Consider the following 21,389-nt stretch of genomic DNA (forward strand, 5'->3'; position numbering starts at 1 on the left):
GTCCCCCGCTGCGGCGGGGTGTGTACGGCGTGGGGTAGGGGAACCCCACTAAGGGGGCCCCCCGATCGGGGGGCCCCGCTTCTTTTCTGTGGAGCTAAGGAGAATTGAACTCCTGACCTCCTGCATGCCATGCAGGCGCTCTACCAACTGAGCTATAGCCCCTTGCTTGTTCTCGTCTCCGTTTTGGTTTCCCTCGCGGCGACAGACAGAACATTAACCGGCTCCCCGGCAGATCTCCAAATCGATTCTCCTGGCCCCTCTGACCTGCCGGGTAGGGTCGCCGACTGTGTCCGTCTCCGTGCTCTCCCGAACCCGCGCCCGGCCGTGGCCCCTGGCCACCGCCGCGGCGGTCTGTCTGCTCTCGTTCGCGGCCTTCTGGGTGGCGCAACGCCTCGCCCACGTGAACATGCTCGACGTGATGGTCTACCGGGCCGAGGGCGAGACGGTGCGGGCCGGCGGCGACCTGTACGCGATGCGCGCCACCTCGGCGAACCTCGGCATGACCTATCCGCCGTTCGCGGCCCTGCTGTTCGTCCCGCTGACACTGGTGGGTGTGCCACTGATGCGGACGCTCGCCACGGCGGGGAACCTGCTCCTGGTCGTCGCCCTGGTCCAGCTGTCGCTCCAGCTGGTGCGCCCCTCGCTGTCCCGTACGGACCTGTGGCGTACGACGCTGTGGGTCGCGGCGGTCGTGGTCTGGTGCGAGCCGGTGTGGACGACCCTGCGGTACGGCCAGATCAATCTGCTCATAGCGGTGGCGGTGCTCTGGGACCTCACCCGCAGGCCGGGCAGCCGCTGGGCTGGGCTCGGCATCGGTCTGGCGACCGCGGTGAAGCTCACACCGGGGCTTTTCGTGGTCCTGCTGCTCGTCGCGGGAGTGCTGCTGTGGCGCCGTGACCGGGTCTGGAACACGTGGCTGCGCACGGCCGCGACGGCGACCGGGGTGTTCCTGGGGACGACGCTCGCCGTGACCCTCGTACTGCCGGCGGACTCGAAGCGGTTCTGGACGGAGACCCTGTTCGAGACGGGCCGGGTGGGCTTCGCCGAGGAGACCGCCAACCAGTCGATCCGCGGGGTCCTGGCGCGGCTGATGCACACCGACGACCCGGGCATGTGGTGGGCGGTCGCCGCGGCGCTCCTGGGCGGCGCGGCGATGGTGCTCGCGGTACGGGCCGCCCTCCGCGGCGACAAGGCGGTGGCGGTGGTCGTCTGCGCGTTCACGGCGCTGATGATCAGCCCGATCTCGTGGTCGCACCACTGGGTCTGGTGCGTGCCCCTGCTGATCCTGCTCGCGGACCGCGCCACGCGCGCGCGGCAGGTGACGGGGGCGGTGGCCCTGGTCTTCGCCTCGTTCGCGCTGTGGTGGGTCCCGCACGACCCGGGCCGGCCCGAGCTGGACCAGAACGCGGGCCAGATGGTGCTGTCCGCCGTCTATCCGCTGACGGCGACGGCGCTGCTCGTGGGGTACGCGCTGACGCTGCGGCGTCAGGCCGTGGCGAAGGAGTAGAACCGCTTGAGGGTGCAGTGCTCGTCGAGGAGCCGGCCGTAGATCGGCTCCCCCTCCAGTTCGCGGTACGTCTCGATGGGGTCGCCTTTTATGATCAGCGCCCGCGCGCACTCCTCGCACCAGTACTGGAACCCCGGATTGACGGGGTCCATGTCGCGCACGATGGGCGTGCCGCTGCCGCACCAGTCGCATTTCCGCCTGTGTGCACCCATCAGTCAGCTCCAGCTGTGGCCGCAGGCCGTGCACCCACAGGACACCCCGCCGTTGTCGCCGAGCACTTGGGCCACCCTCCCGTCCGGATCCTCGTCCCCCTCCGGCCGTCCGATTCTGCCATGGCCCCGCAAGGGGGTCAGCGTGCTCGGCGTGACGGTACGGCCACCGCGCCGATGAGCGCGGCGACGGCCAGGGCGAGGGTGGTCGCCCACAGCGCGTCGGCGGAGGCCCGCGCCCCGGTTCCGGCGGCCGCGGCGAGGAAGACGGTGCCGAAGGCGGCGACCCCGATGAGCTGGCCGAGCTGGGTGACGGTGGCGAGCAGTCCGCTGGCGTCGGCGGCGTCCTCGGGCCGTACGGTGGCCAGCGCGCCGGTCAGGGCGGGGCTGAAGGCCAGGGCGATGCCGGCGCCGAGCGCGCCCAGGGCCGGATAGAGCCCCCAGCCGCCTGTGCCGCCGTCCGCGAGCAGCAGCCCCACGGCGATGACCGCCGCGGCGGTGACCAGGAAGCCGCCCGGGACGAGCGCGCGGTGCAGCCGGGCCGGCAGGCGCCGCCAGGTCAGACCGACGGTGCCGAAGACGACGGCGGCGGGACCGAAGGTGAGTCCGGCACGCAGGGCGCTGTGCCCGAGACCGCCCTGCAGGTGCAGGGTGAGGGTGAACAGGAAGCCGGCGTTGACGCCCATCACCATGGCGATCCCGAGGACGGCCCTCCCCATGCCGGGGAGCCACAGGACCCGTGGGGCGATGAGCGGTGCGCCACCGCGCCGGGCGAGCCCCGACTCGTACGCGCCGAAGAGGGCGAGGAGCACCGGGGAGCCGCCGAGCGAGAGCCAGGACCACAGCGGCCAGTCCTGCTCCTGGCCGAGGACCAGGGGGACGGTCAGCAGGGACACGGCGGCGGCGAGCAGGAGCAGGCCCGGCAGATCGAGGTCACGTGCGCGCGTGGGCGCCGTCCGGGTGTCGCGGGGCAGGACGCGGGCGCCGAGGACGAGCAGGACGACGCCGATCGGGACGTTGACGAGGAAGACGGGCCGCCAGCCGGTGCCGAAGAGGTCGGCGCTCACCAGGACGCCGCCGACGACCTGTCCCGCGGCGGCGCCGGTGGCCAGGACCGCGGAGTAGGCGCTGAGCGCGCGGGCCCGGCGCTCGCCGGTGAAGTGACGCTGGATGAGGCTGAGCACCTGCGGGATCATCAGGGCGGCGCCCGCGCCCTGCGCGAGCCGGAAGGCGGTCAACTGCCCGGGTCCCGCGGCGAGTCCGCAGGCGAGGGAGGCCGCGGTGAAGAGGGCGAGGCCGAAGAGGTACATCCGGCGGTGCCCGAACAGGTCCCCGAGGCGCGCTCCGGTGATCAGCAACACGGCGTAGGCGATGGCGTATCCGGCGACGACGAGCTGCAGCGCGGCTCCTGACGCGGAGAGTTCGGCCCGGATCGTGGGCGCGGCGACATTGACGATGAAGACGTCGAGCAGCGCCATGAACTGGGCGGCGAGCAGCACGCCGAGCAGCGGTCCGGGGCGATTGTCGGTGCCACCGTCTTTACTGAGTGCGGGACGTGTTGTGGTCGGGGTCATGCGCCGAGCGTGACCGCGATCGAATACGGGTAACGAGAGCCCGCTGATGCTGGTACTGACACCACCTGGCAGCGGCGGCACGGGGACTCGACCATGGGGGTGTGACGATCGTGGCAGCAGCACCGGCACAGCGGCGTCGACGGCCGGAACTGGCCGCGTTCCTACGCAGCCGCAGAGCCAGGGTGACCCCGGAGGACGTGGGGATGCCGTCTGGGCTCCGCCGCCGTACGCCGGGGCTGCGCCGTGAGGAGGTCGCCCAGCTCTCCGGGGTCGGCGTCACCTGGTACACCTGGCTGGAACAGGGGCGCCCGATCAATGCCTCAGCGCAGGTGCTCGACGCGGTCGCCCGCACACTGCGGCTCGACCGGCCCGAGCGCGAGCACCTCTACCACCTGGCCGAGGTGCCGTACGCCCCGGAGCGGGCCGCCGCGGACACCGAGGTGGTCAGCCCGGAGCTCCAGGGCATCCTCGACGCCCTGGACCCGCACCCGGCGGTGCTCTACAACGCGCGGTACGACGTGCTCGCGACCAACCGCATGTACGAGCGGCTCTTCTTCCAGGAGGGCCGGGACGACCTGGACACCGGGCCGTTCGGCATACGCAACGTGCTGTGGACGCTGTTCAGCATGCCCGGCCCCACCTGCCCGGTGGCCGACCGGGCGCGGGAGCTGCCCCTGATGGTCGCCCAGTTGCGCGGCGGGTACGGACGTCATGTGGGCGAGCCCGCCTGGGAGGAGTTCGTACGGCGTCTCGCGGAGGCCAGTCCGGAGTTCGCCCGGCTGTGGCGCAGCGGTGACGTGGTCCCGCCGGGGACGCGGGTGAAGGTCTTCCGCCACGAGCGGGTGGGGGAGCTCCGGCTGACCTCGGTCTCCCTCTCCGTGAACGGGATGCCGGAGTGCCGGATCGTGACGTACACGCCGAACGACGAAAAGAGCCGCCAGGGGCTCGCAGCCCTGAGCTAGGTGACGCAACGACGAATCCCGCCCCCTGTTGGGGACGGGATCCGGTGATTGTGGAGCTAAGGAGAATTGAACTCCTGACCTCCTGCATGCCATGCAGGCGCTCTACCAACTGAGCTATAGCCCCTCGTGTTCTTCGCGCTCCGCGCTGCGAACAAGAAGAACTTTAGCCTGTGACCTGCCGGAAAGTGAAATCCGGTCCGGCAGGCCGGTCGCGGCGCCTCAGTCGTCGTCGCCGAGGACCGGCTCGGGCAGCGTGCCCGCGTTGTGCTCCATCAGACGCCAGCCGCGGGCGCCCTCTCCGAGGACCGACCAGCAGCAGTTCGAGAGGCCACCCAGGCTCTCCCAGTGCCGGGACTCCAGCTCCAGGAGCCGGCCGATGGTGGTGCGGATCGTGCCGCCGTGGCTCACCACGACGAGCGTGCCGTCCTCGGGCAGTTTGTCGGCGTGCTCCAGGACCACCGGGGCGGCCCGGTCGGCCACCTCGGTCTCCAGCTCTCCGCCGCCCCGGCGCACGGGCTCGCCGCGCTTCCAGGCGGCGTACTGGTCGCCGTACCGCGCCACGATCTCGTCGTGGGTCAGCCCCTGCCACTCCCCCGCGTACGTCTCGCGCAGCGCGGAGTCGTGGGCGACGGCGTGGCCGGTGAGCGCGGCCAGCTCGGCGGCGGTGGCCGCCGCCCGCTTCAGGTCGGAGGCGACGATCGCGTCCGGCTTCAGCGCGGCGAGCAGCCGTGCGGCCCGGCGCGCCTGAGCGACGCCGGCCTCCGTCAGCTCGATGTCGGTCGAGCCCTGGAAACGACGCTCCAGGTTCCAGGAGGTCTGGCCGTGACGCCAGAGGACGATGCGGCGGCCTCTGCCGCCCTTGGTGGCGCTCAGCGCAGCTCACCGTCCGCTTCGTCGGGGAGCCCGGCGGCGTGGTCGTTGAGGTCGACCCCGGTCAGTTCCGCGTGCTCGGCGCCCTTGCCGCGCGTCTTCTGCGCGTCCTCGGGCAGCGGCAGCTCGGGGCAGTCCTTCCACAGCCGCTCCAGGGCGTAGAAGACCCGCTCCTCGCTGTGCTGGACGTGGACGACGATGTCGACGTAGTCCAGGAGGATCCAGCGGGCGTCGCGGTCGCCCTCGCGGCGGACCGGCTTGGCGCCGAGGTCCTTGTTCAGGCGCTCCTCGATCTCGTCGACGATCGACTTGACCTGGCGGTCATTGGGCGCGGAGGCGAGCAGGAAGGCGTCGGTGATCGACAGCACGTCGCTGACGTCGTACGCGATGATGTCGTGCGCGAGCCGGTCGGCGGCCGCCTGAGCGGCGGCGTTGACGAGTTCGATGGAGCGATCCGTGGCGGTCACATGCAGGCTTTCGTCGGCGGTCCAGTACCCCTCCAGGGTCTCACGGACCGCCGACGCCCCCGCCAACGATTTACGGAGCGCCGTTACCGGGCTCCCGGAACCTCGTAGTCCCGGCCCAGGACCACGGTGACCGCGGCCGCGCCCGAGGGCTTGCCCTTGGTCACGGAGCCGGCCGGCAGGCCCAGCGTCGTGGCGACCTCGGCCGCCGTCGCCTTGTGGGCGTCGTCACCGTAGAGGACCTGCGACTTCTCCCTCGTGCCCGTCTCGGCGCCGCCCACGAAGGCGTACCCGCCGTTGATCAGGACGATCTTGGCGGCCTCGGCCGCGTCCTTCCCGGAACCGTCCCGCAGCGAGACCTTGGGCACATCGCCCGCCTCGGGCGCGGTGACCTTTCCGCCGAGGATGTCCTTCACCACACTGGCGCCGTCGTCCTCGTTCAGCGTGCCGTCCTCCGCGACCGGGAGCAGGGCCGTCTTGTGATCGCCGATCTTGGCGTGCTCGGCGAGCCTGGCAAGGGAGGCCGCCAGGTCCTTCTCGGGGAGCGAGGGGTCGAGGATCTGCTGGAGGGTCTCGATGGTGACCGTGGCGGCCTCGGGATCGGAGGAGATCTTCCGCAGCACGCCGTACATGACCTGTCCGAAGCGCTGGAGCTGCTCGGCCTCGGCCTCGCCGGGAGCCCGGTAGGTGGCGTAGGCGACGGCGGCGCGGCCGTTCAGCGTCTGCTTCTCGCCCTTCCTGACGAGCGGCTCGGCGCCCTTCTTGGTGTCGGGGACGTCCGTGTCGGGATCGGTCTCGATACCGCTGACGGTCTCGACGAGGTTCTCCAGGTACGGGGTGTCCAGGCGCCAGGTGCCGGTGATCCGGGTGCCGAGGAGGTTGCCGATCGCCTCCCGGGTTCCGCCGGCCCCGTCGTCCTCGACGGACTTGCCGAGGGTGGTCGCGGAGCCCTCGTCGTCGGCGATGACGACGGAGTTGGGGATGAGGACCGTGGTGCCCTGGCGGGTGGTCGCGTTGTCCACCAGGAGGGCGGTGGAGGTGCCGCCGTTCTTGGTGTCGTGGAGGTGGACGACGATCGTGTCGCGCTTCTGCGGGCCGCCGGCCGCGGTGCCGCCCTTCTGCTCCTCGTCGGACGAACCGGGGAGGTGGCCCGCGGACCAGAGGTAGCCGATGCCTCCCACGACCGCGAGGACGAGCACGACGACGAGCGCGACGACCCGGTTGCGGCCGCGCCGCCTGGCCTCCTCGCGCCGCTCCGAACGGCTCTCGGTGAACTTCAGCCAGTCGATGACGTCCTCGGAGTCCTCGTCCGGCTCCTCGATGAACGAGAACTGCTCGGTGCGGTACTCGCGGTCGTCGTCGCCGGCCGGCCGGGCCGCGGTGGACCGCTCGGACGCGGGGCGCTGCCCGGGGACACCGGCCGGGGCCGCGACGGGCGCCGCCGGAGCCGCTGGGGCTGCCGGTGCCGCCTGCGCGGGGGCGGTCGGGGGGGCGGGGGCGGGCTCGCCGGGGGTGGCCCACTGCTGTCCCGTGTCGTACGAGGGGTAGGCGTAGCCCTGCCGGCCGTACGGGTCGAACTGCGGTTCCTGCGGCTGCTGCTGGGCGGCGTAGGGGTCGTAGCCGTACCCCTGCTGCGGCTGCTGTGCCTGCTGCGGGTGGCCGCCGCCGTACGGGTCGTAGTGCTGGGGGTCGTAGTGCTGGGGGTCGTAGTGCTGCCCCTGCGCCTGCTGGGACGCCTGCGGTTGCTGGTACACCGGCTGCCCGTACTCGTCGTAGCCGATGATCTGCGGCTGCGGATAGTACGGGTCGTGCGGATGCTGCTGATCGTTCACCGGTGCCCCTCCCCGAAGCTCACTCGCCGCGGTACAACTGGCGCTTGTCGATGTAGCGCACCACGCCGTCCGGGACCAGGTACCAGACGGGATCCCCCTGCGCGACCCTGGCCCGGCAGTCGGTGGAGGAGATGGCGAGCGCGGGGACCTCGACCAGCGAGACACCGCCCTTGGGCAGTCCGTCGTCGGTGAGGTCGTGGCCCGGGCGGGTGACGCCGATGAAGTGCGCGAGCGAGAAGAGCTCCTCGGCGTCGCGCCAGGTGAGGATCTGCGACAGCGCGTCGGCCCCGGTGATGAAGAACAGGTCCGAGTCGGTGTTGAGGGCGCGCAGGTCCCGCAGGGTGTCGATCGTGTAGGTCGCGCCGCCGCGGTCGATGTCGATGCGGCTGACCGAGAACTGGGGGTTGGAGGCCGTCGCGATGACCGTCATCAGATAGCGGTCCTCGGGCGCCGAGACGGCCCTGTCGCTCTTCTGCCACGGCTGCCCGGTCGGTACGAACACCACCTCGTCCAGGTGGAACAGGGCGGCGACCTCGCTGGCCGCCACCAGGTGTCCGTGGTGGATCGGGTCGAAGGTTCCGCCCATCACGCCGAGTCGGCGCTTCCCGCGCCCGCCAGTAGGCATTTCCTGCTCTCCCATGCGTGCAGAGCCTACTGGCACGGCAGCGGACGCCTGATCAGGGTCGCCGGTTCAGCGGTCGCGGTTGAAGCGGGTGGTGATCCACAGCAGCAGCATGAGGGCACCGAAGGCGCCGAAGCCGGTGAGGTAGGGGCTGAGGCTTTCGTGGTTGCCGCCGTGCTCGGCGCCCTCGGCGAGAGAGACCAGGTTGGCGGCGGTGCTGTGGAGGCTCATCTTCGGCAGACCTATCGATCGGGGATGGGAGCGGAGACTTCGCGCACATCGTATGCGGGCCGTCCCGGCGCGCTCACGCCGACTCAGGCGTTGACGCCGCGGTCCGTGCCGCCGCCGGTGGCGTCGTCACCGCTGTCGTCACCGGTCCCGTCGCCGCGATAGCCGCGCAGCAGGAACCAGGCGAGCAGAGCACCGCCCACGATCGAGACGAGCAGCACGATGCGGAGCGTGTCGCCCGGCCCCTCCGGTGCGGCGGCCGCGAGCAGGGCGGCAGCGGCGTCGGCCGTGTCCGGCATGTCGGTCGTACTCCTCCGTCGTCCTCGGTGCCCGAGTTATCCACAGGCCCCGGCACACGGTAGCGCCAGCGCCTAGGCTGGGGTCCGTCAGGGGGACGAGCACCGACTCGTACGAACAGGGGGCATCCATGACCGAGAACGACAAGGGGAACGTGCCGAGCAGGCAGCGCAGGCGCTTCCCCGGCATCTCCTCGCGGGCCTACGAGCATCCTGCCGACCGCTCGGCGCTGGTGGCGCTGCGCAAGCTCAGCGGCTTCGACACGGTCTTCAAGGCGCTCAGCGGGCTGCTGCCCGAGCGCAGCCTGCGACTCCTCTTCCTCTCGGACTCCGTCCGGGTGAGCGACGCGCAGTTCAGCCATCTCAACGAGATGCTGCGGGACGCCTGTTACATCCTGGACCTGGAGAAGGTCCCGCCGATGTACGTGACGCAGGACCCGAAGCCCAACGCCATGTGCATCGGCCTCGACGAGCCGATCATCGTCGTCACCACCGGTCTGGTGGAGCTCCTCGACGAGGAGGAGATGCGGGCCGTCGTGGGCCATGAGGTCGGGCACGCGCTCTCCGGGCACTCCGTGTACCGCACGGTGCTGCTCTTCCTCACCGGCCTGGCGCTCAAGATCGCCTGGATCCCGCTGGGCAACGTGGCGATCATGGCCATCGTGACGGCGCTGCGCGAGTGGTTCCGCAAGTCGGAGCTCTCCGCCGACCGGGCCGGGCTGCTCGTCGGCCAGGACGTGCGGGCCTCGATGCGCGGTCTGATGAAGATCGCCGGTGGCAACCACCTCCACGAGATGAACGTGGACGCGTTCCTCGCCCAGGCCGACGAGTACGAGAAGTCCGGGGATCTGCGGGACTCGGTCCTCAAGATCCTCAATGTGCTGCCGCGGACGCACCCCTTCACCACCGTCCGGGCGGCGGAGCTGAAGAAGTGGTCGGAGAGCCGCGACTTCCAGCGGATCATGGACGGTCACTACCCGAAGCGCTCGGAGGACAAGGACACCTCGGTCACGGACTCCTTCCGCGAGTCGGCGGGGCACTACGCCGACACGGTGCGGACCAGCAAGGATCCGCTGATGAAGCTGGTCGGGGACATAGCCGGAGGCGCCGGTGACCTGGCGGGCGACCTCGGCGGGCGGCTGCGCAACCGGTTCAGCGGCGGTCCCGGTCCGAAGGGGCCGGACAGCGGCGGGACGACGGCGACCGGGGACGGCAAGGGACCCGAGGGCGGCTCGGGCGGCGGCTCCGGGGACGCTCAGAGCGAGGGCTGAGCCCTCGGCGCCAGCGCTCCGCAGAGCGAGGGAGCGGCGGGCCGGCCCGTGGCGTACGGGTCGGTGACCGCCGGGCCGTCGCCCGCTCCGGGGACCCGCGCCCCCGCCAGGAGTGGCTTCAGGGAGCCGGTCGTGTCCGCGCCGCACGCCTGGGGTCCCGCCTCGACGGTGCTGGTCACCAGCTCGGCGCGGTGCATGCGCAGGTCCTCACGGTCGAAGCGGAAGTGCATCTCGCGGTGGACGGTGAAGAGGGACGCCTCGGCGACCGGTCCCGCGCCCCGGAGGGCCGGACGGAGGGCGTAGGTGTACGTGTGGTCCGCGGTGACATCCAGGGTGTCGGGGCCCGTCTCCTCGAAGCGGAGAGTGCCCTGGACGCGGGTGGCGGGGTCCGCGAGGACGACCTGCCGCGGGTCGAAGCGGACGAGCCAGCCCGCGAGGGCGTGCCGGCCGTCGTCGGCCGGTGTCTCGACGCTGCGGTCGAACTGTGCCAGCTGGTCCGGGTCGATCAGCAGGCGCGGGGGCCGGACGGTCACCCCGGACAGGACGTCGGGTTCCAGGGCGGAAGCCACCAGATAGTCCTTGGCGATGCTGAGGGCGGTGACGACCTGGCTCTCGGCGAAGTGGGTGGTGCGTCCCGTGACGGGCAGGTTGATGCCTGCGGCCCCGGTGCGGTACGCGGCGGCGGGGCTGTGGTCGAACAGCCGGGCCGGTACGCCGCCCGGCACGGGGCCCTGGGGAGCGAGCGGGACCACGGTGGTCCGCAGCGGCTCGGCCCGCTGGTCGACGGGGGGCTGGTACGGGTTGCGGGCGCCCAGGTAGATGGCGGTTCCGAAGGCGAGGAGGATCAGCAGGACCAGCAGGACGGCCTGGCGGGAGCCGCTTCTGCCCTCCCCGGAGGAGGTACGGCTGCGGACGGCCAGGGCGTGTTCGCCCATCCGCTCCTGGGCCGAGAACTCCTGGAGGTGGGCAGCACGGACGAACGCCTCGTCGAAGACGACGGATCGGTATTCGTCCTCACCGCCGGGGAGCCCCTCGGGTGTCCCCTCAGGCGGGTCGCCACGCCCTGCCATACCTTCAGGGTAGGTCCGCGGGGGCTTCGGTAAACGCCCAGGTACACGACAAGTTCGGAGGAATTCCGTCGGCGGGGCGGGCCGGGGGCGGCCCAGGCGGAACCGGGTGGTTCGGCCGCTCGGGGGACGCCTGGTGCCGTTCGGGGGACGCGGGCGCTATTCGGGGGATGCCGACCGTGCCGCGGGGGCGTGGGCGGCGGGTGGGGCCGGGTGGGGCTTGGGCGTGTCGACTCCGGTCGTGGCCGGCGGAGGGACCTGGTCCTGGCGGTTGGCGGCGGCGCCCCGGTAGACGGCGCTGAAGGCCAGGGCGACCATGCCGATCCCCATGAGGACGGCGAGCAGCCAGGCGACGGGCCGGTGCCAGCGGGGGCCGCCCCGGTAGGGCCGCAGCGCGCCGCCGTGACGGCCGTAGGGGCTGGCGTCGTCGCCGACGTCGTCGGGCTCGTAGGTGGGTCCTGTGAGGTCGTGGAGGTCCTCGTAGGGGTCGTCGTCGGCCGGTCCTCCGCCGGCGCGGGCGCGGGCCGCCTCGGCCTCGGCACGGGCCTGGGCCGCGGCGAGGAGCCGCTCGACCGCGGTGGGCTCGTGCACGGTGGCCGCCCGTACGAAGTCCTCGTCGAACACCACGTCGGCGTAGACCTCGTCGGCGCCTCCGCGGTCGACAGAGTCCTCGGGGTCCCCGCCGTCCTGGAACGGGCTGCCCCCCACGTCGTCCGGCACGGATTCAGAGTAGACCCGGAAGGTGGTTTTGGGCAGGGAGAGTGCGAACCCTCCCCGCCCGTACCGAAAGGAGGGATTACCGCACGTGACCGTCGCCGGTGACGATGTACTTGGTCGAGGTCAGCTCCGGAAGGCCCATGGGGCCCCGGGCGTGAAGCTTCTGGGTGGAGATGCCGATCTCGGCGCCGAAGCCGAACTCGCCGCCGTCCGTGAAGCGGGTGGAGGCGTTCACGGCGACCGTGGTGGAGTCGACCAGCTGGGTGAAGCGGCGGGCCGCGGCCTGCGAGGTGGTGACGATCGCCTCGGTGTGGCCGGAGGACCACGTCCGGATGTGCTCGACGGCCTTGTCGAGGGAGTCGACGACGGCGGCGGCGATGTCGTACGAGAGGTACTCGGTCTCCCAGTCCTCGGTCGTCGCGGGGACGACGGTGGCCTTGGAGCCCTCGGCGAGGGCGAGGACCCGCTCGTCGGCGTGGACGGTGACGCCGGCCTCCGCGAGGGCGTCGAGGGCCCGGGGCAGGAAGGCCTCGGCGACGTCGCGGTGGACGAGGAGGGTCTCGGCCGCGTTGCAGACGCTGACCCGGTGGGCCTTGGAGTTGAGCAGGATGTCGACGGCCATGTCGAGGTCGGTCTGCGCGTCGACGTAGACGTGGCAGTTACCGGTGCCCGTCTCGATGACCGGGACGGTGGACTCCTCGACGACCGTCCGGATCAGGGAGGCGCCGCCGCGCGGGATGAGGACGTCGACGAGGCCGCGGGCGCGCATCAGCTCGCGGACCGACTCGCGGGACTCGCCGGGGACGAGCTGGATGGCGTCGGCGGGCAGTCCGGCGCCGCCGACGGCGTCCCGCAGGACCTTCACGAGGGCGGTGTTGGAGGCGTACGCGGAGGACGAGCCGCGGAGCAGGACGGCGTTGCCGGACTTGAGGCAGAGGGCCGCGGCGTCGACGGTGACGTTGGGGCGGGCCTCGTAGATGATGCCGACGACGCCGAGCGGCACCCGGATCTGGCGGAGGTCGATGCCGTTGGGGAGGGTGGAGCCGCGGACGACCTCGCCGACGGGGTCGGGCAGCGCGGCGACGTCACGGACGTCGGCGGCGATGGCCCGGACGCGCTCCGGGGTGAGGGTGAGCCGGTCGATGATCGCCTCGCTGGTCCCGGCTTCGCGGGCCTTGGCGATGTCCTCGGCGTTGGCCTCGACGATCTCGGCGGTGCGGACTTCGAGGGCGTCCGCGATCGCCAGCAGGGCGTCGTCCTTGGCCGCGCGCGGGAGTGGCGCGATTTCGGCGGCGGCGCCACGGGCCCGGTAGGCGGCCCGGGTGACCGGGGAGAGGTTGTCGAGGGGCGTGAGCGAGGTCATGCCCGCAGGGTACTGGCACCCCTGCGGACATCCCTCACGTATCCCGCACTCCGAGACGTACGTCCCCCACCGCGAGACGCACGCCTCCGTGACTCGTGCCCGGCGACGCGAGGCGCCCGCCGCGGCGAGGTCCCCGCAGCGCTCAGTACGGGTGGACGCCGACCGGGGCGGCCGGGGGCGGGCCGTAGCCCTCCGCGATCCGCTGGTGGTAGGTCTCGCGGTCGATGACCTCCAGGCCGACGATCTCCCACGGCGGCAGTTTGGCGGTCTGCCGGTGCTCGCCCCAGAGCCGCAGGGCGACGGCCGCGGCGTCGTGCAGGTCGCGGGCCTCCTCCCAGTACCGGATCTCGGCGTGGTCGTTGGCGTACCGGCTGGTCAGCAGGAAGGGGTGGTCGTGGGCCAGCTGCTCGAGCCCGCGTCGCACCTCCTTCAGCGGCGACTCCACACCCGACACGCTGAGGGTGATGTGCCAGAGTCTGGACACGGGCTGTTCCGCGGCGCGTGCCTCACGCGCCTCGCGAACCTCACGTGTCTCAGTGGTGGTCTCGGTCTTTCTGTCCGTGGACCTGTCCCGTGCCTCGTCGAAGTCGGCTCCGGCCTCGACACTGGTCAGGGCGCGTTCGGCAGTCCCTCGGGGCGGTGCCCCTGGGCGCGCTCGTCTCACCGGCGGCCTCCTGTGTGATGCGTGTGGTGCTGTACCCCGCCCTGCTCTTACCCCCGAGACAAAGTTGACCAGCCCGAGGCGGCACGTGGGGCGGTTTTGGTAAACGTCCCTTCCGGATGGCCGCACTTTCAGCCGTTTCGGGAGGGACGCGAGGGTCAGTGGATGACGACCAGGTCGTCGCGGTGGACGACTTCGCGCTCGTACTCGGGTCCGAGCTCCTTGGCGAGCTCAGGGGTGGAGCGTCCGAGCATCCGGGGCATCTCCTTGGCGTCGAAGTTGACGAGACCGCGGGCGACGGCCCGGCCCTCGGCGTCGCGGAGCTCCACGGGGTCGCCGGCCACGAAGTCGCCCTCGACTCCCGCGACACCGGCCGCGAGCAGCGACTTCTTGCCCTCGACGACGGCTCGTACCGCTCCGTCGTCGAGGGTGAGGGAGCCCTGGGGGGTGGAGGCGTGGGCGAGCCAGAGGAGCCGGTCGGCGGAGCGGCGGCCGGTGCGGTGGAAGTACGTGCCGGTGTCACGTCCGGTGAGCGCGTCGGCTGCGCGGCTCGCGGAGGTGAGGACCACGGGGATGCCCGCGGCGGCGGCGATCCGGGCGGCCTCGACCTTGGTGACCATGCCGCCGGTGCCGACGCCCGCCTTGCCGGCCGAGCCGATCTCCACGTGGGCGATGGACTCGGGTCCCGTGACCTCCGCGATCCTCGACGTGCCCGGCTTGGACGGGTCCCCGTCGTAGAGACCGTCGACGTCGGAGAGGAGTACGAGCAGGTCGGCGCGGACCAGATGGGCGACGAGGGCGGCGAGGCGGTCGTTGTCGCCGAAGCGGATCTCGTCCGTGGCGACGGTGTCGTTCTCGTTGACGACGGGCAGCGCGCCCATCGCGAGGAGCTGGTCGAGGGTCCGGTAGGCGTTGCGGTAGTGGGCGCGCCTGCTGGTGTCGTCGGTGGTGAGGAGGACCTGTCCGACGCGGACGCCGTAGCGGGCGAAGGAGGCGGTGTACCGGGCGACGAGGAGCCCCTGGCCGACGCTGGCGGCGGCCTGCTGGCGGGCGAGGTCCTTGGGGCGGCGGGTGAGGCCGAGCGGTGCGAGGCCGGCCGCGATGGCGCCGGAGGAGACGAGGACGATCTCCTTCTCGCCACCGCTGCGGATCTTGGCGAGCACGTCGACGAGGGCGTCGACGCGGTCGGCGTCGAGTCCCCCGGAGGCCGTGGTGAGCGAGGAGGAGCCGACCTTGACGACGATCCTGCGGGCCTCCGTCACGTACTGCCTCGCCACGTCCGTCTGTCCCGTCACCTGCGTCGTCACCTGCGTCGTCCTCACTCGGCTGTCCCGCGCGACGCGTGCTCCCCGCCGCGGCTGCCAGGCAATCTACGCGAGCCGGGAGGGCTGCCGCTCGTCCGTTTCGCTCCCTGGACCCGAGGCGGAGGGGTCCTGTCCGGCGCTCCGGGGCACCAGGATCCGCTGGGAGATCAGGTAGGTGAACGGGATGGCGACGACGGCCGCGACGAGTGGCGCGATCCTGTCGTCCATGCCGGCCCAGGTGACGAGCGCGTACAGACCGACGCTCTGCACGAGGTAGTTGGTGACGTTGGTGAGGGGGAAGAGGGCGAACTTCTTCCAGGTGGGCCGGGTGCGGTAGGTGAAGTAGGTGTTGAGGAAGAAGGAGCCGATCATGCTGAGGAGAAAGGCGAGGGAATACGCGGCGAAGTACGGCATCCAGGGGTGGAGCAGCAGGTAACACCCGAAGAAGGTGCCGGTGTTGACGCCGCCGACCAGAGCGAAGCGGAATATCTCGGCGAGCCTCCCGCGCCGCGCCGGGCCGGGACCGAGCTCGGGACCCGGCCCACCCGACGCGCCCCCGGGACCGCGACCGGGACCGAGCTCGGGACCCGGCCCACCCGACGCGCCCCCGGGACCGCGACCGGGACCCGGCCCGCCCGGCGCGTCCGCGCCGCGCTTCTCCTCGGGTCCCGTCGCCATCAGCGCTCTCCGTCGGTGGCCACGACGCGGATCCGCTCGGCGGCGGCGCGTTCGGCGGCGCCCCGGCCGAAGGAGCGGTGGGTCTCCTTCACGAGGAAGTGCGGTCGGCGTTTGGTCTCGTAGTAGATGCGGCCGATGTACTCGCCGATCAGGCCCAGCATCACCATCTGCACTCCCCCGAGGCCCACGATGATCGCGACCAGGGTGACGTAACCGGGGGCGGTGACGCCCTGGGTGAGGGCGGCGGCCGTCACCCAGACGGCGTAGAGCGCGGCGAGGCCCGTGAGCATCATCCCGAGCCAGAGCGCGATGCGCAGCGGTCGGTTGTTGAAGGAGATCAGCCCGTCCATGCCGTAGTTGACCAGGGAGCTGAACTTCCACTTCGTCTCACCGCCCTCACGTGCGGCGTTCTGGTAGTCGAAGGTGACGGTGTCGAAGCCGATCCAGGAGAAAAGCCCCTTGGAGAAGCGGTTGTACTCGGGCAGCGAGAGCAGGGCGTCGACAGCGGGACGGGAGAGCAGCCGGAAGTCGCCGACGCCGTCGGTGAGTTCCACGTCGACCCAGCGGTTGACGGCCCGGTAGTACATCCGGCTGAACGCCGAACGGAGTTTCTTGTCGCCTTCGCGGGTCCGCCGCGCCATGACCTGGTCGTGGCCCTGGTGGTGGAGGTCCAGCATGCGCGCGAGGAGTTCGGGCGGGTGCTGGAGGTCGGCGTCCATGATGACCACGGCGTCGCCGGTGGACTTGCGCAGGCCGGCCAGCATGGCGGCCTCCTTGCCGAAGTTCCGGCTGAAGGAGGCGTACTGGGTGCGGTGGGGGTGCCGGGCGGCGATCTCCCGCAGTTTGCCCAGGGTCCCGTCGGAGCTGCCGTCGTCGACGTAACAGATCTCGTAGCCGACGGGGAGGGTGTCGAGCACCTGTCGCATTCGCGCATCGAAGAGCTCGACGACGTCCTCCTCGTTGAAGCAGGGGACGACGACGGAAAGCCGGGTCATGAACGGTCACTCCAGAGGGATGGGCGAGAGTACGTCCTGAGGGGACCGCCACCGGACTCTCCTTCGAGCAGCGCGGCCACGGTACGGAGCGGCAGTGACCGGCCGGCGTCGCCCGAGTGACCGCCTTTGGTCGGCATGTCGTCCATGCAGCAAAGCATGTGCGGAAGGTATTGGTATACGTGGTCTTTTGACTCGTATGTCACCCATAGAGACGACCTCGGGCCAGCGGGAGCGATCACCGGTGAGCAGGACGACCATCTCGGAGCGCGGCGAGGTACGGAGACCGGACGACGGCGAGGACACCGGCACGGGCCACGGAGGCCGGCTGCCGAGGGCGCTCCGCGGTGTCGCTTTCGTCGTCGCGGCCTGCGCCGGGGCCCTGCTCTCGGTCGGCGCCTTCCTCGGCGTCTACGTGCGCCCCACGTCGGACGACTGGTGCGCGCTCTGGAAGTCCCGGGACCTGGGCGTCCTGGGCATCACGGCGGACTTCTACCGCACCCAGAACGGGCGCGTGACCAACGCCGTCCTGACCGGTCTGCTCTACTCCGAGGACATGCGGGGGCCGAAGCTGCTCCCTGTCTTCCTGGTGGTCGCGCTCGCCGCCGGCCTCTTCCTCCTGGCCCGCGAGGCACTGCGCGCCCTGCGCCTGCCGTTCCCCACGGCGGCGACGGCGGCGGCCGTCCTGGTCCTGGAGGCGCTGCTGTTCTTCGCGGGAACCCGCTCGTACCAGGCACTGCTCTGGGCACCGGCCACCGTGTCCCACACCCTGCCGAGCCTCATCGGGATCTGGGCGGTCCTCTCCGCCGTGTGGGCCGCCCGCAGCCGGCGGCGCTGGGCCCGCAGCACCGCCGTCGGCTCGGCGGTCCTGCTCGGCACGGCGACCGGCATGCTCAGCGAGGCCTTCGTCGCGATGTCCGGTCTCATCGCCGCGGCGGCGGGCGTGCTCTGCCTTCCCCAGCTCCGTGTCACCCGTGACCGGTACGCGTCGACCTGGTGTGCGACCTGGTGCCTGGGCCTTCTGACCGGGTTCGTGATCCTCTCCACGTCGCCCGGCGCCCGCTGGCGGCGCGACCAGCGGACGGAGCGGCCGCTGTCCCTGGCCGAGCTCGGGGCGACGCTGCGGGACTGGCACCGGATCTGGGAGACGATCGGCGGGCAGTGGGCGTACGCGAGCGCCCTCGCCGTCGGGGTCCTCATCGGGCTCGCGGTGGCGTTCCAGGGCCGCCGCTCCTCCGCGCCGGAGAACGCCGCCCGGCCGCCGAGAGGAACGTTCCTGGCCGCCGCCGTCCTGCCGGTCCCCCTGATCGCGCTGGGGAGCCTGGTGGCCACGTACGGCCTGCGCGGCGGATACGGAGAGGGCGGCTGGACGTACGCGCGCGCGTGGACCAACTTCCTCGTGCCGTTCCTGATCGCGCTCTGCGCCTACGGGACCTGGCTCGGACTCCGGCTCGGGCGACGGCTCGCCGTCCACCCGGCACCCACGGGCGTCCGCGTCGCGCGGTACGCCGTCCTCCTCGCCGCCGGAGCCGTCGCCCTGGCCGGTACGGCCGCGCTGGCACCCGCGGTGCGGACGCTGACCACGCAGACGGTGGCCCGCAGCCTGGCGTGGGACCGGCAGGACGCCAGGATCCGGGCGGAGGTGGAAGCGGGCGCACGGGAGGTCACCTACCGCCCGCTGCTCATCGGAGGGCTGGCGGAACCGTTCTTCACCACGGTGTACGCACGGGACTGGGCCGCCCAGTGCGCGGCCTCGTACTACGGCGTGGAGCGGCTGAACCGCCCCTGATCGAAGACCCGGCGGCATATGACACTGCGTGACGGACCCTGAACACAAGGTAGTTTGGAGCCGTCTGGAGGAAAGACAAGTGAATCGAGGTGCAAGTGCCTGACGTCTCCGTGGTCGTCATCGCCTACAACGACGCAGAGCGTCTGCCGACGGCCGTACGGTCGGTGCTGGATCAGACCCTGCACGGCGTCGAAGTGGTGATCGTCGACGACTGCAGCAAGGACGACACGTACGCGGTCGCCCAGGCGCTCGCCGCCGAACACCCCGACCGGGTAAGGGCGTTCCAGCTCGAGCGCAACAGCGGCGGCTGCGGCGCGCCTCGCAACCACGGCATCCGGCGCGCCACCGGCACGTACGTCATGTTCCTCGACAGCGACGACGTGCTGGAGCGCAACGCCTGCCGCAACATGCTGGCCGCCGCCGAGAGCACCGGCTCCGACCTGGTCTCCGGCCTGTGCGTCCGGGTCCATCTGGACAGCCGCAACCAGAGGACCACCGAGTGGTACCCCTGGCTCTACTCGCGGACCCGGACCATCGACTCGATCACCGAGCTGCCCGACCTGCTGGTCTTCGACACCCTGTCGACGAACAAGTGCTACCGGCGCGCGTTCCTCCTCGAACAGGGCCTGGAGTTCCCGGTCGGCATCCACTACGAGGATCTGCTCTTCTCGGCCAGGGCCTATGTCGCCGCGAACCGGATCACGCTCATCCCCAACCACGTCTACTACTGGAACGTGCAGGAGCGCGCCGCCGCCAAGTCGATCAGCAACCGGCGACACGAGATCGCCAACTTCGTGCACCGCATGGAGATCCACCGCCGGGTGGACGCCCTTCTGGAGAGCAGGGGCCACGACGAGCTCAAGTACCGCAAGGACATCAAGTTCCTGAAGCACGACCTCGTCCTCCACCTGCGGGACCTGCCGCTGCTCGGCGACGCGTACCGGCGCGAGTTCGCCGAGCTGGCCAACGGCTATCTCGCCGAGATCGATCCGCAGGCGTACGAGGAGGTCAACCGCCTGCAGGCCATCTGCGCCTATCTGCTGAGCAAGGAGGACTGGACCAACCTCCTCCCCGCCACCGAGGCGCTCACCAACCCCGGCCGGCTCACCAACCCGCTCGCCGAGCGGGACGGGCACATCTACTGGTGCGCCGAGCACCTGGACACCGAGCAGGGCCGCCGGATCCTGGACGTCACCCCGTCCAACTACCACACCAGGCCGCTGACCTCGCTGGCCCTGGGCAACCGGCTGACCTCGTACTCCAGCAGCGACGGAGTCGTCAGCCTCACCGGGCGGGTGGTCAACCCGCTGGGCCGGATCGGCCCGGACGCGAAGCTCGAAGCGGTCCTCGAGTTCTCGCCCCGCCGCAGCGTCGGCGGCCGGACCGCCCGCGTACCGGTCACCACGCTCCGCCACGCCGGAGACTGGATCGAGTGGGAGGGCCGGGCGGACATCGCCCGCACGGTCCGGCCCCTCGGCGTCATCGACGTGGTCTGGGACGTCCGCCTGATCCTCACGGTCGACGGTCAGCGCCTCAGGACCCGGGTGTCCGTCGGCGGCACCCCCGTCGACGAGGCCGAGAGCCTGCGGATCCGGCCCCGGCTGACCAAGCTGGTCTCCGACCGCTTCGTCCCCGAGGTCACCAAGAAGGGCAATCTGTCGTACGTCCTCGCCGCCGAGGGCAAGGCGGCCGTGCACACCTCGGCGATGATCGAGGGAGCCATGCACGGGCGCGCCGCCAAACTGGCGAAGACCAGCCTGCGACGCCTGCTCAAGGCGAAGAAGGACCTGCACTCGGGCGAGACCAAGCTCCGCGTGTACCACGAGTTCTACAGCAAGCTGCCGATCCGCAAGGGGCTCGTCGTCTTCGAGAGCCACCTCGGCAGGCAGTACAGCGACAGCCCCAGGGCGATCTACGAGGAGATGCGCCGCCAGGGCATCGCGTTCGAGGCCGTCTGGTCCTACGCCGGGGCGAAGCCGACCGGCTTCCCCGAGGACGTCACCCTCGTGCGGCGCTGGAGCTGGCAATACCTGCGGGCTCTGGCGCAGGCCGAGTTCTGGATCGACAACCAGGGCTTCCCGCTGCGCCTGACGAAACGGGCGGGCACCACGTACATCCAGACCTGGCACGGCACGGCGCTGAAGCGGATGGGCTTCGACGAGCCGCACACCAAGTCCCGCGGCCTGGCCGCGCAGGAGTCGTTCCAGCGGTCCCTTGACCGCTTCGACCACTTCCTGATCCGCGGCGAGCACGACCGGCGCACCCTCGCCAAGGGCTTCCGGCTGCGCGAAGAGGTGCTGCTGCCCGTGGGCTACCCGCGCAACGACGAGCTCGTGCGGGCCCGTGTCGAGGAGAGCGGGTCCGGGCGCCGGGAGCGGGGGCCGCTCGCGGCCGAGCTGGGCATCGAGCCGGAGAAGCAGGTGCTGCTGTACGCGCCGACCTTCCGCGCCCATCCCGGCGGCAAGGTGCGCGCCTTCGCGGCGCCCTTCGACATCGAGGAGTTCGCCGAGCGCTTCGGCGACACCCACACGCTCCTGATCAGGACGCACTACCTGAACAGCGTGTCGCTCCCGGCGTCGGTCCAGGGACGGGTCGTCGACGTCTCGCACCACCACGACGTCACCCCGCTGCTCGCCCTCGCGGACGGACTCGTCACCGACTACTCCTCCGTGATGTTCGACTACGGGCTGCTCGACCGCCCGATGATCTTCTTCGCGTACGACTACGAGGAGTACGCCAAGGAGAACCGGGGCACCTACTTCGACCTGAGGGAGCGGGCGCCCGGCCCGGTCGTGGCCACGGAGGACGAGTTCTTCGACGCGGTCGCCCACCTGCACGACGAGGCCGACATCAAGTACGCGGAGGCACGCCGACGGTTCAACGCGGACTTCAGCGAGTACGACCGCGGTGACGCGGCCCGCCGGATCGTCGACCAGTTCTTCACCAGGAGCGGGAAGTGACCAACCAGCCCACCGTGCCCGGC

The 21,389-nt window shown here is 71.3% G+C and carries 20 protein-coding genes and 2 tRNA genes; 5 read left to right on the forward strand and 17 right to left on the reverse strand.

Annotated features, from left to right (window positions below; all coding sequences use genetic code 11):
- Positions 1-89 precede the first annotated feature (89 nt).
- Positions 90-162 (reverse strand) — tRNA-Ala (locus tag ACFVYX_RS01015).
- Between the two features lie 124 nt (positions 163-286).
- Here ACFVYX_RS01015 and ACFVYX_RS01020 point away from each other — a divergent pair.
- Positions 287-1,507 (forward strand): glycosyltransferase 87 family protein, encoded by a 1,221-nt coding sequence (locus tag ACFVYX_RS01020; RefSeq protein ID WP_389679156.1) that lies wholly within the window; start codon positions 287-289, stop codon positions 1,505-1,507.
- On the opposite strand, the gene ACFVYX_RS01025 is transcribed toward ACFVYX_RS01020, so the two are convergent.
- Positions 1,486-1,719: a hypothetical protein gene (locus tag ACFVYX_RS01025; protein WP_015033559.1), complete on the reverse strand. Its 234-nt coding sequence runs from the start codon at positions 1,717-1,719 to the stop codon at positions 1,486-1,488. The genes ACFVYX_RS01020 and ACFVYX_RS01025 overlap by 22 nt on opposite strands.
- A 137-nt stretch (positions 1,720-1,856) precedes the next feature.
- The gene (locus tag ACFVYX_RS01030) at positions 1,857-3,290 is read right to left on the reverse strand and encodes an MFS transporter (protein WP_389679157.1); all 1,434 of its coding nucleotides are present in this window, start codon (positions 3,288-3,290) and stop codon (positions 1,857-1,859) included.
- A gap of 101 nt (positions 3,291-3,391) precedes the next feature.
- Between ACFVYX_RS01030 and ACFVYX_RS01035 the strand changes: the two genes are divergently transcribed.
- Positions 3,392-4,252, forward strand: coding sequence for a helix-turn-helix transcriptional regulator (locus ACFVYX_RS01035; RefSeq protein WP_389679158.1), 861 nt, complete (start codon positions 3,392-3,394; stop codon positions 4,250-4,252).
- 51 nt (positions 4,253-4,303) lie between these two features.
- On the opposite strand, the gene ACFVYX_RS01040 is transcribed toward ACFVYX_RS01035, so the two are convergent.
- The 7 genes from ACFVYX_RS01040 to ACFVYX_RS01070 form a co-directional block, all read right to left on the reverse strand.
- Positions 4,304-4,376 (reverse strand) — tRNA-Ala (locus ACFVYX_RS01040).
- A 95-nt stretch (positions 4,377-4,471) separates the two neighbouring features.
- A complete protein-coding gene (locus tag ACFVYX_RS01045) occupies positions 4,472-5,125 on the reverse strand; it encodes a histidine phosphatase family protein (RefSeq protein WP_389679486.1) in 654 nt (217 codons plus the stop codon).
- Entirely contained in the window at positions 5,122-5,589 is a 468-nt protein-coding gene (rsfS, locus tag ACFVYX_RS01050; RefSeq protein WP_389679159.1) for a ribosome silencing factor, read from the reverse strand. The genes ACFVYX_RS01045 and rsfS overlap by 4 nt, the downstream gene beginning before the upstream one ends.
- Positions 5,590-5,672: 83 nt before the next feature.
- Positions 5,673-7,418 carry an LCP family protein gene (locus ACFVYX_RS01055; protein ID WP_389679161.1) on the reverse strand — a complete coding sequence of 582 codons (1,746 nt, stop codon included), beginning with the start codon at positions 7,416-7,418 and terminating at the stop codon, positions 5,673-5,675.
- 19 nt (positions 7,419-7,437) lie between these two features.
- Entirely contained in the window at positions 7,438-8,058 is a 621-nt protein-coding gene (nadD, locus tag ACFVYX_RS01060; RefSeq protein ID WP_389679162.1) for a nicotinate-nucleotide adenylyltransferase, read from the reverse strand.
- A gap of 51 nt (positions 8,059-8,109) precedes the next feature.
- Positions 8,110-8,271: a hypothetical protein gene (locus ACFVYX_RS01065; RefSeq protein ID WP_030550482.1), complete on the reverse strand. Its 162-nt coding sequence runs from the start codon at positions 8,269-8,271 to the stop codon at positions 8,110-8,112.
- A gap of 83 nt (positions 8,272-8,354) precedes the next feature.
- Complete coding sequence (locus ACFVYX_RS01070) at positions 8,355-8,567, reverse strand: hypothetical protein (protein WP_389679511.1); 213 nt, start codon at positions 8,565-8,567, stop codon at positions 8,355-8,357.
- Between the two features lie 128 nt (positions 8,568-8,695).
- On the opposite strand from ACFVYX_RS01070, the gene ACFVYX_RS01075 reads away from it, so the two are divergent.
- Positions 8,696-9,835: a M48 family metallopeptidase gene (locus ACFVYX_RS01075; protein WP_389679163.1), complete on the forward strand. Its 1,140-nt coding sequence runs from the start codon at positions 8,696-8,698 to the stop codon at positions 9,833-9,835.
- Here ACFVYX_RS01075 and ACFVYX_RS01080 read toward each other — a convergent pair.
- The 7 genes from ACFVYX_RS01080 to ACFVYX_RS01110 all read right to left on the reverse strand — a co-directional run bounded on the left by ACFVYX_RS01080 (position 9,820) and on the right by ACFVYX_RS01110 (position 16,620).
- Positions 9,820-10,905 carry a hypothetical protein gene (locus tag ACFVYX_RS01080; RefSeq protein ID WP_389679164.1) on the reverse strand — a complete coding sequence of 362 codons (1,086 nt, stop codon included), beginning with the start codon at positions 10,903-10,905 and terminating at the stop codon, positions 9,820-9,822. The two genes, ACFVYX_RS01075 and ACFVYX_RS01080, sit on opposite strands and share 16 nt — an antisense overlap.
- A gap of 156 nt (positions 10,906-11,061) precedes the next feature.
- Entirely contained in the window at positions 11,062-11,622 is a 561-nt protein-coding gene (locus ACFVYX_RS01085; protein ID WP_389679165.1) for a hypothetical protein, read from the reverse strand.
- Positions 11,623-11,698: 76 nt separating this feature from the next.
- Positions 11,699-12,982, reverse strand: coding sequence for a glutamate-5-semialdehyde dehydrogenase (locus tag ACFVYX_RS01090; protein WP_389679166.1), 1,284 nt, complete (start codon positions 12,980-12,982; stop codon positions 11,699-11,701).
- A 142-nt stretch (positions 12,983-13,124) separates the two neighbouring features.
- A complete protein-coding gene (locus tag ACFVYX_RS01095; protein ID WP_389679167.1) occupies positions 13,125-13,646 on the reverse strand; it encodes a hypothetical protein in 522 nt (173 codons plus the stop codon).
- A gap of 155 nt (positions 13,647-13,801) precedes the next feature.
- Positions 13,802-14,905 carry a glutamate 5-kinase gene (proB, locus tag ACFVYX_RS01100; protein ID WP_389679488.1) on the reverse strand — a complete coding sequence of 368 codons (1,104 nt, stop codon included), beginning with the start codon at positions 14,903-14,905 and terminating at the stop codon, positions 13,802-13,804.
- A 108-nt stretch (positions 14,906-15,013) separates the two neighbouring features.
- Complete coding sequence (locus ACFVYX_RS01105) at positions 15,014-15,436, reverse strand: GtrA family protein (protein ID WP_389679489.1); 423 nt, start codon at positions 15,434-15,436, stop codon at positions 15,014-15,016.
- A 188-nt stretch (positions 15,437-15,624) separates the two neighbouring features.
- Complete coding sequence (locus tag ACFVYX_RS01110; RefSeq protein WP_389679168.1) at positions 15,625-16,620, reverse strand: glycosyltransferase family 2 protein; 996 nt, start codon at positions 16,618-16,620, stop codon at positions 15,625-15,627.
- Positions 16,621-16,861: 241 nt separating this feature from the next.
- On the opposite strand from ACFVYX_RS01110, the gene ACFVYX_RS01115 reads away from it, so the two are divergent.
- The gene (locus ACFVYX_RS01115; protein ID WP_389679169.1) at positions 16,862-18,406 is read left to right on the forward strand and encodes a DUF6056 family protein; all 1,545 of its coding nucleotides are present in this window, start codon (positions 16,862-16,864) and stop codon (positions 18,404-18,406) included.
- Between the two features lie 89 nt (positions 18,407-18,495).
- A complete protein-coding gene (locus ACFVYX_RS01120; protein WP_389679170.1) occupies positions 18,496-21,366 on the forward strand; it encodes a CDP-glycerol glycerophosphotransferase family protein in 2,871 nt (956 codons plus the stop codon).
- Positions 21,367-21,389 lie beyond the last annotated feature (23 nt).

This window comes from Streptomyces sp. NPDC058326 (assembly GCF_042879855.1).
Taxonomy (GTDB): domain Bacteria; phylum Actinomycetota; class Actinomycetes; order Streptomycetales; family Streptomycetaceae; genus Streptomyces.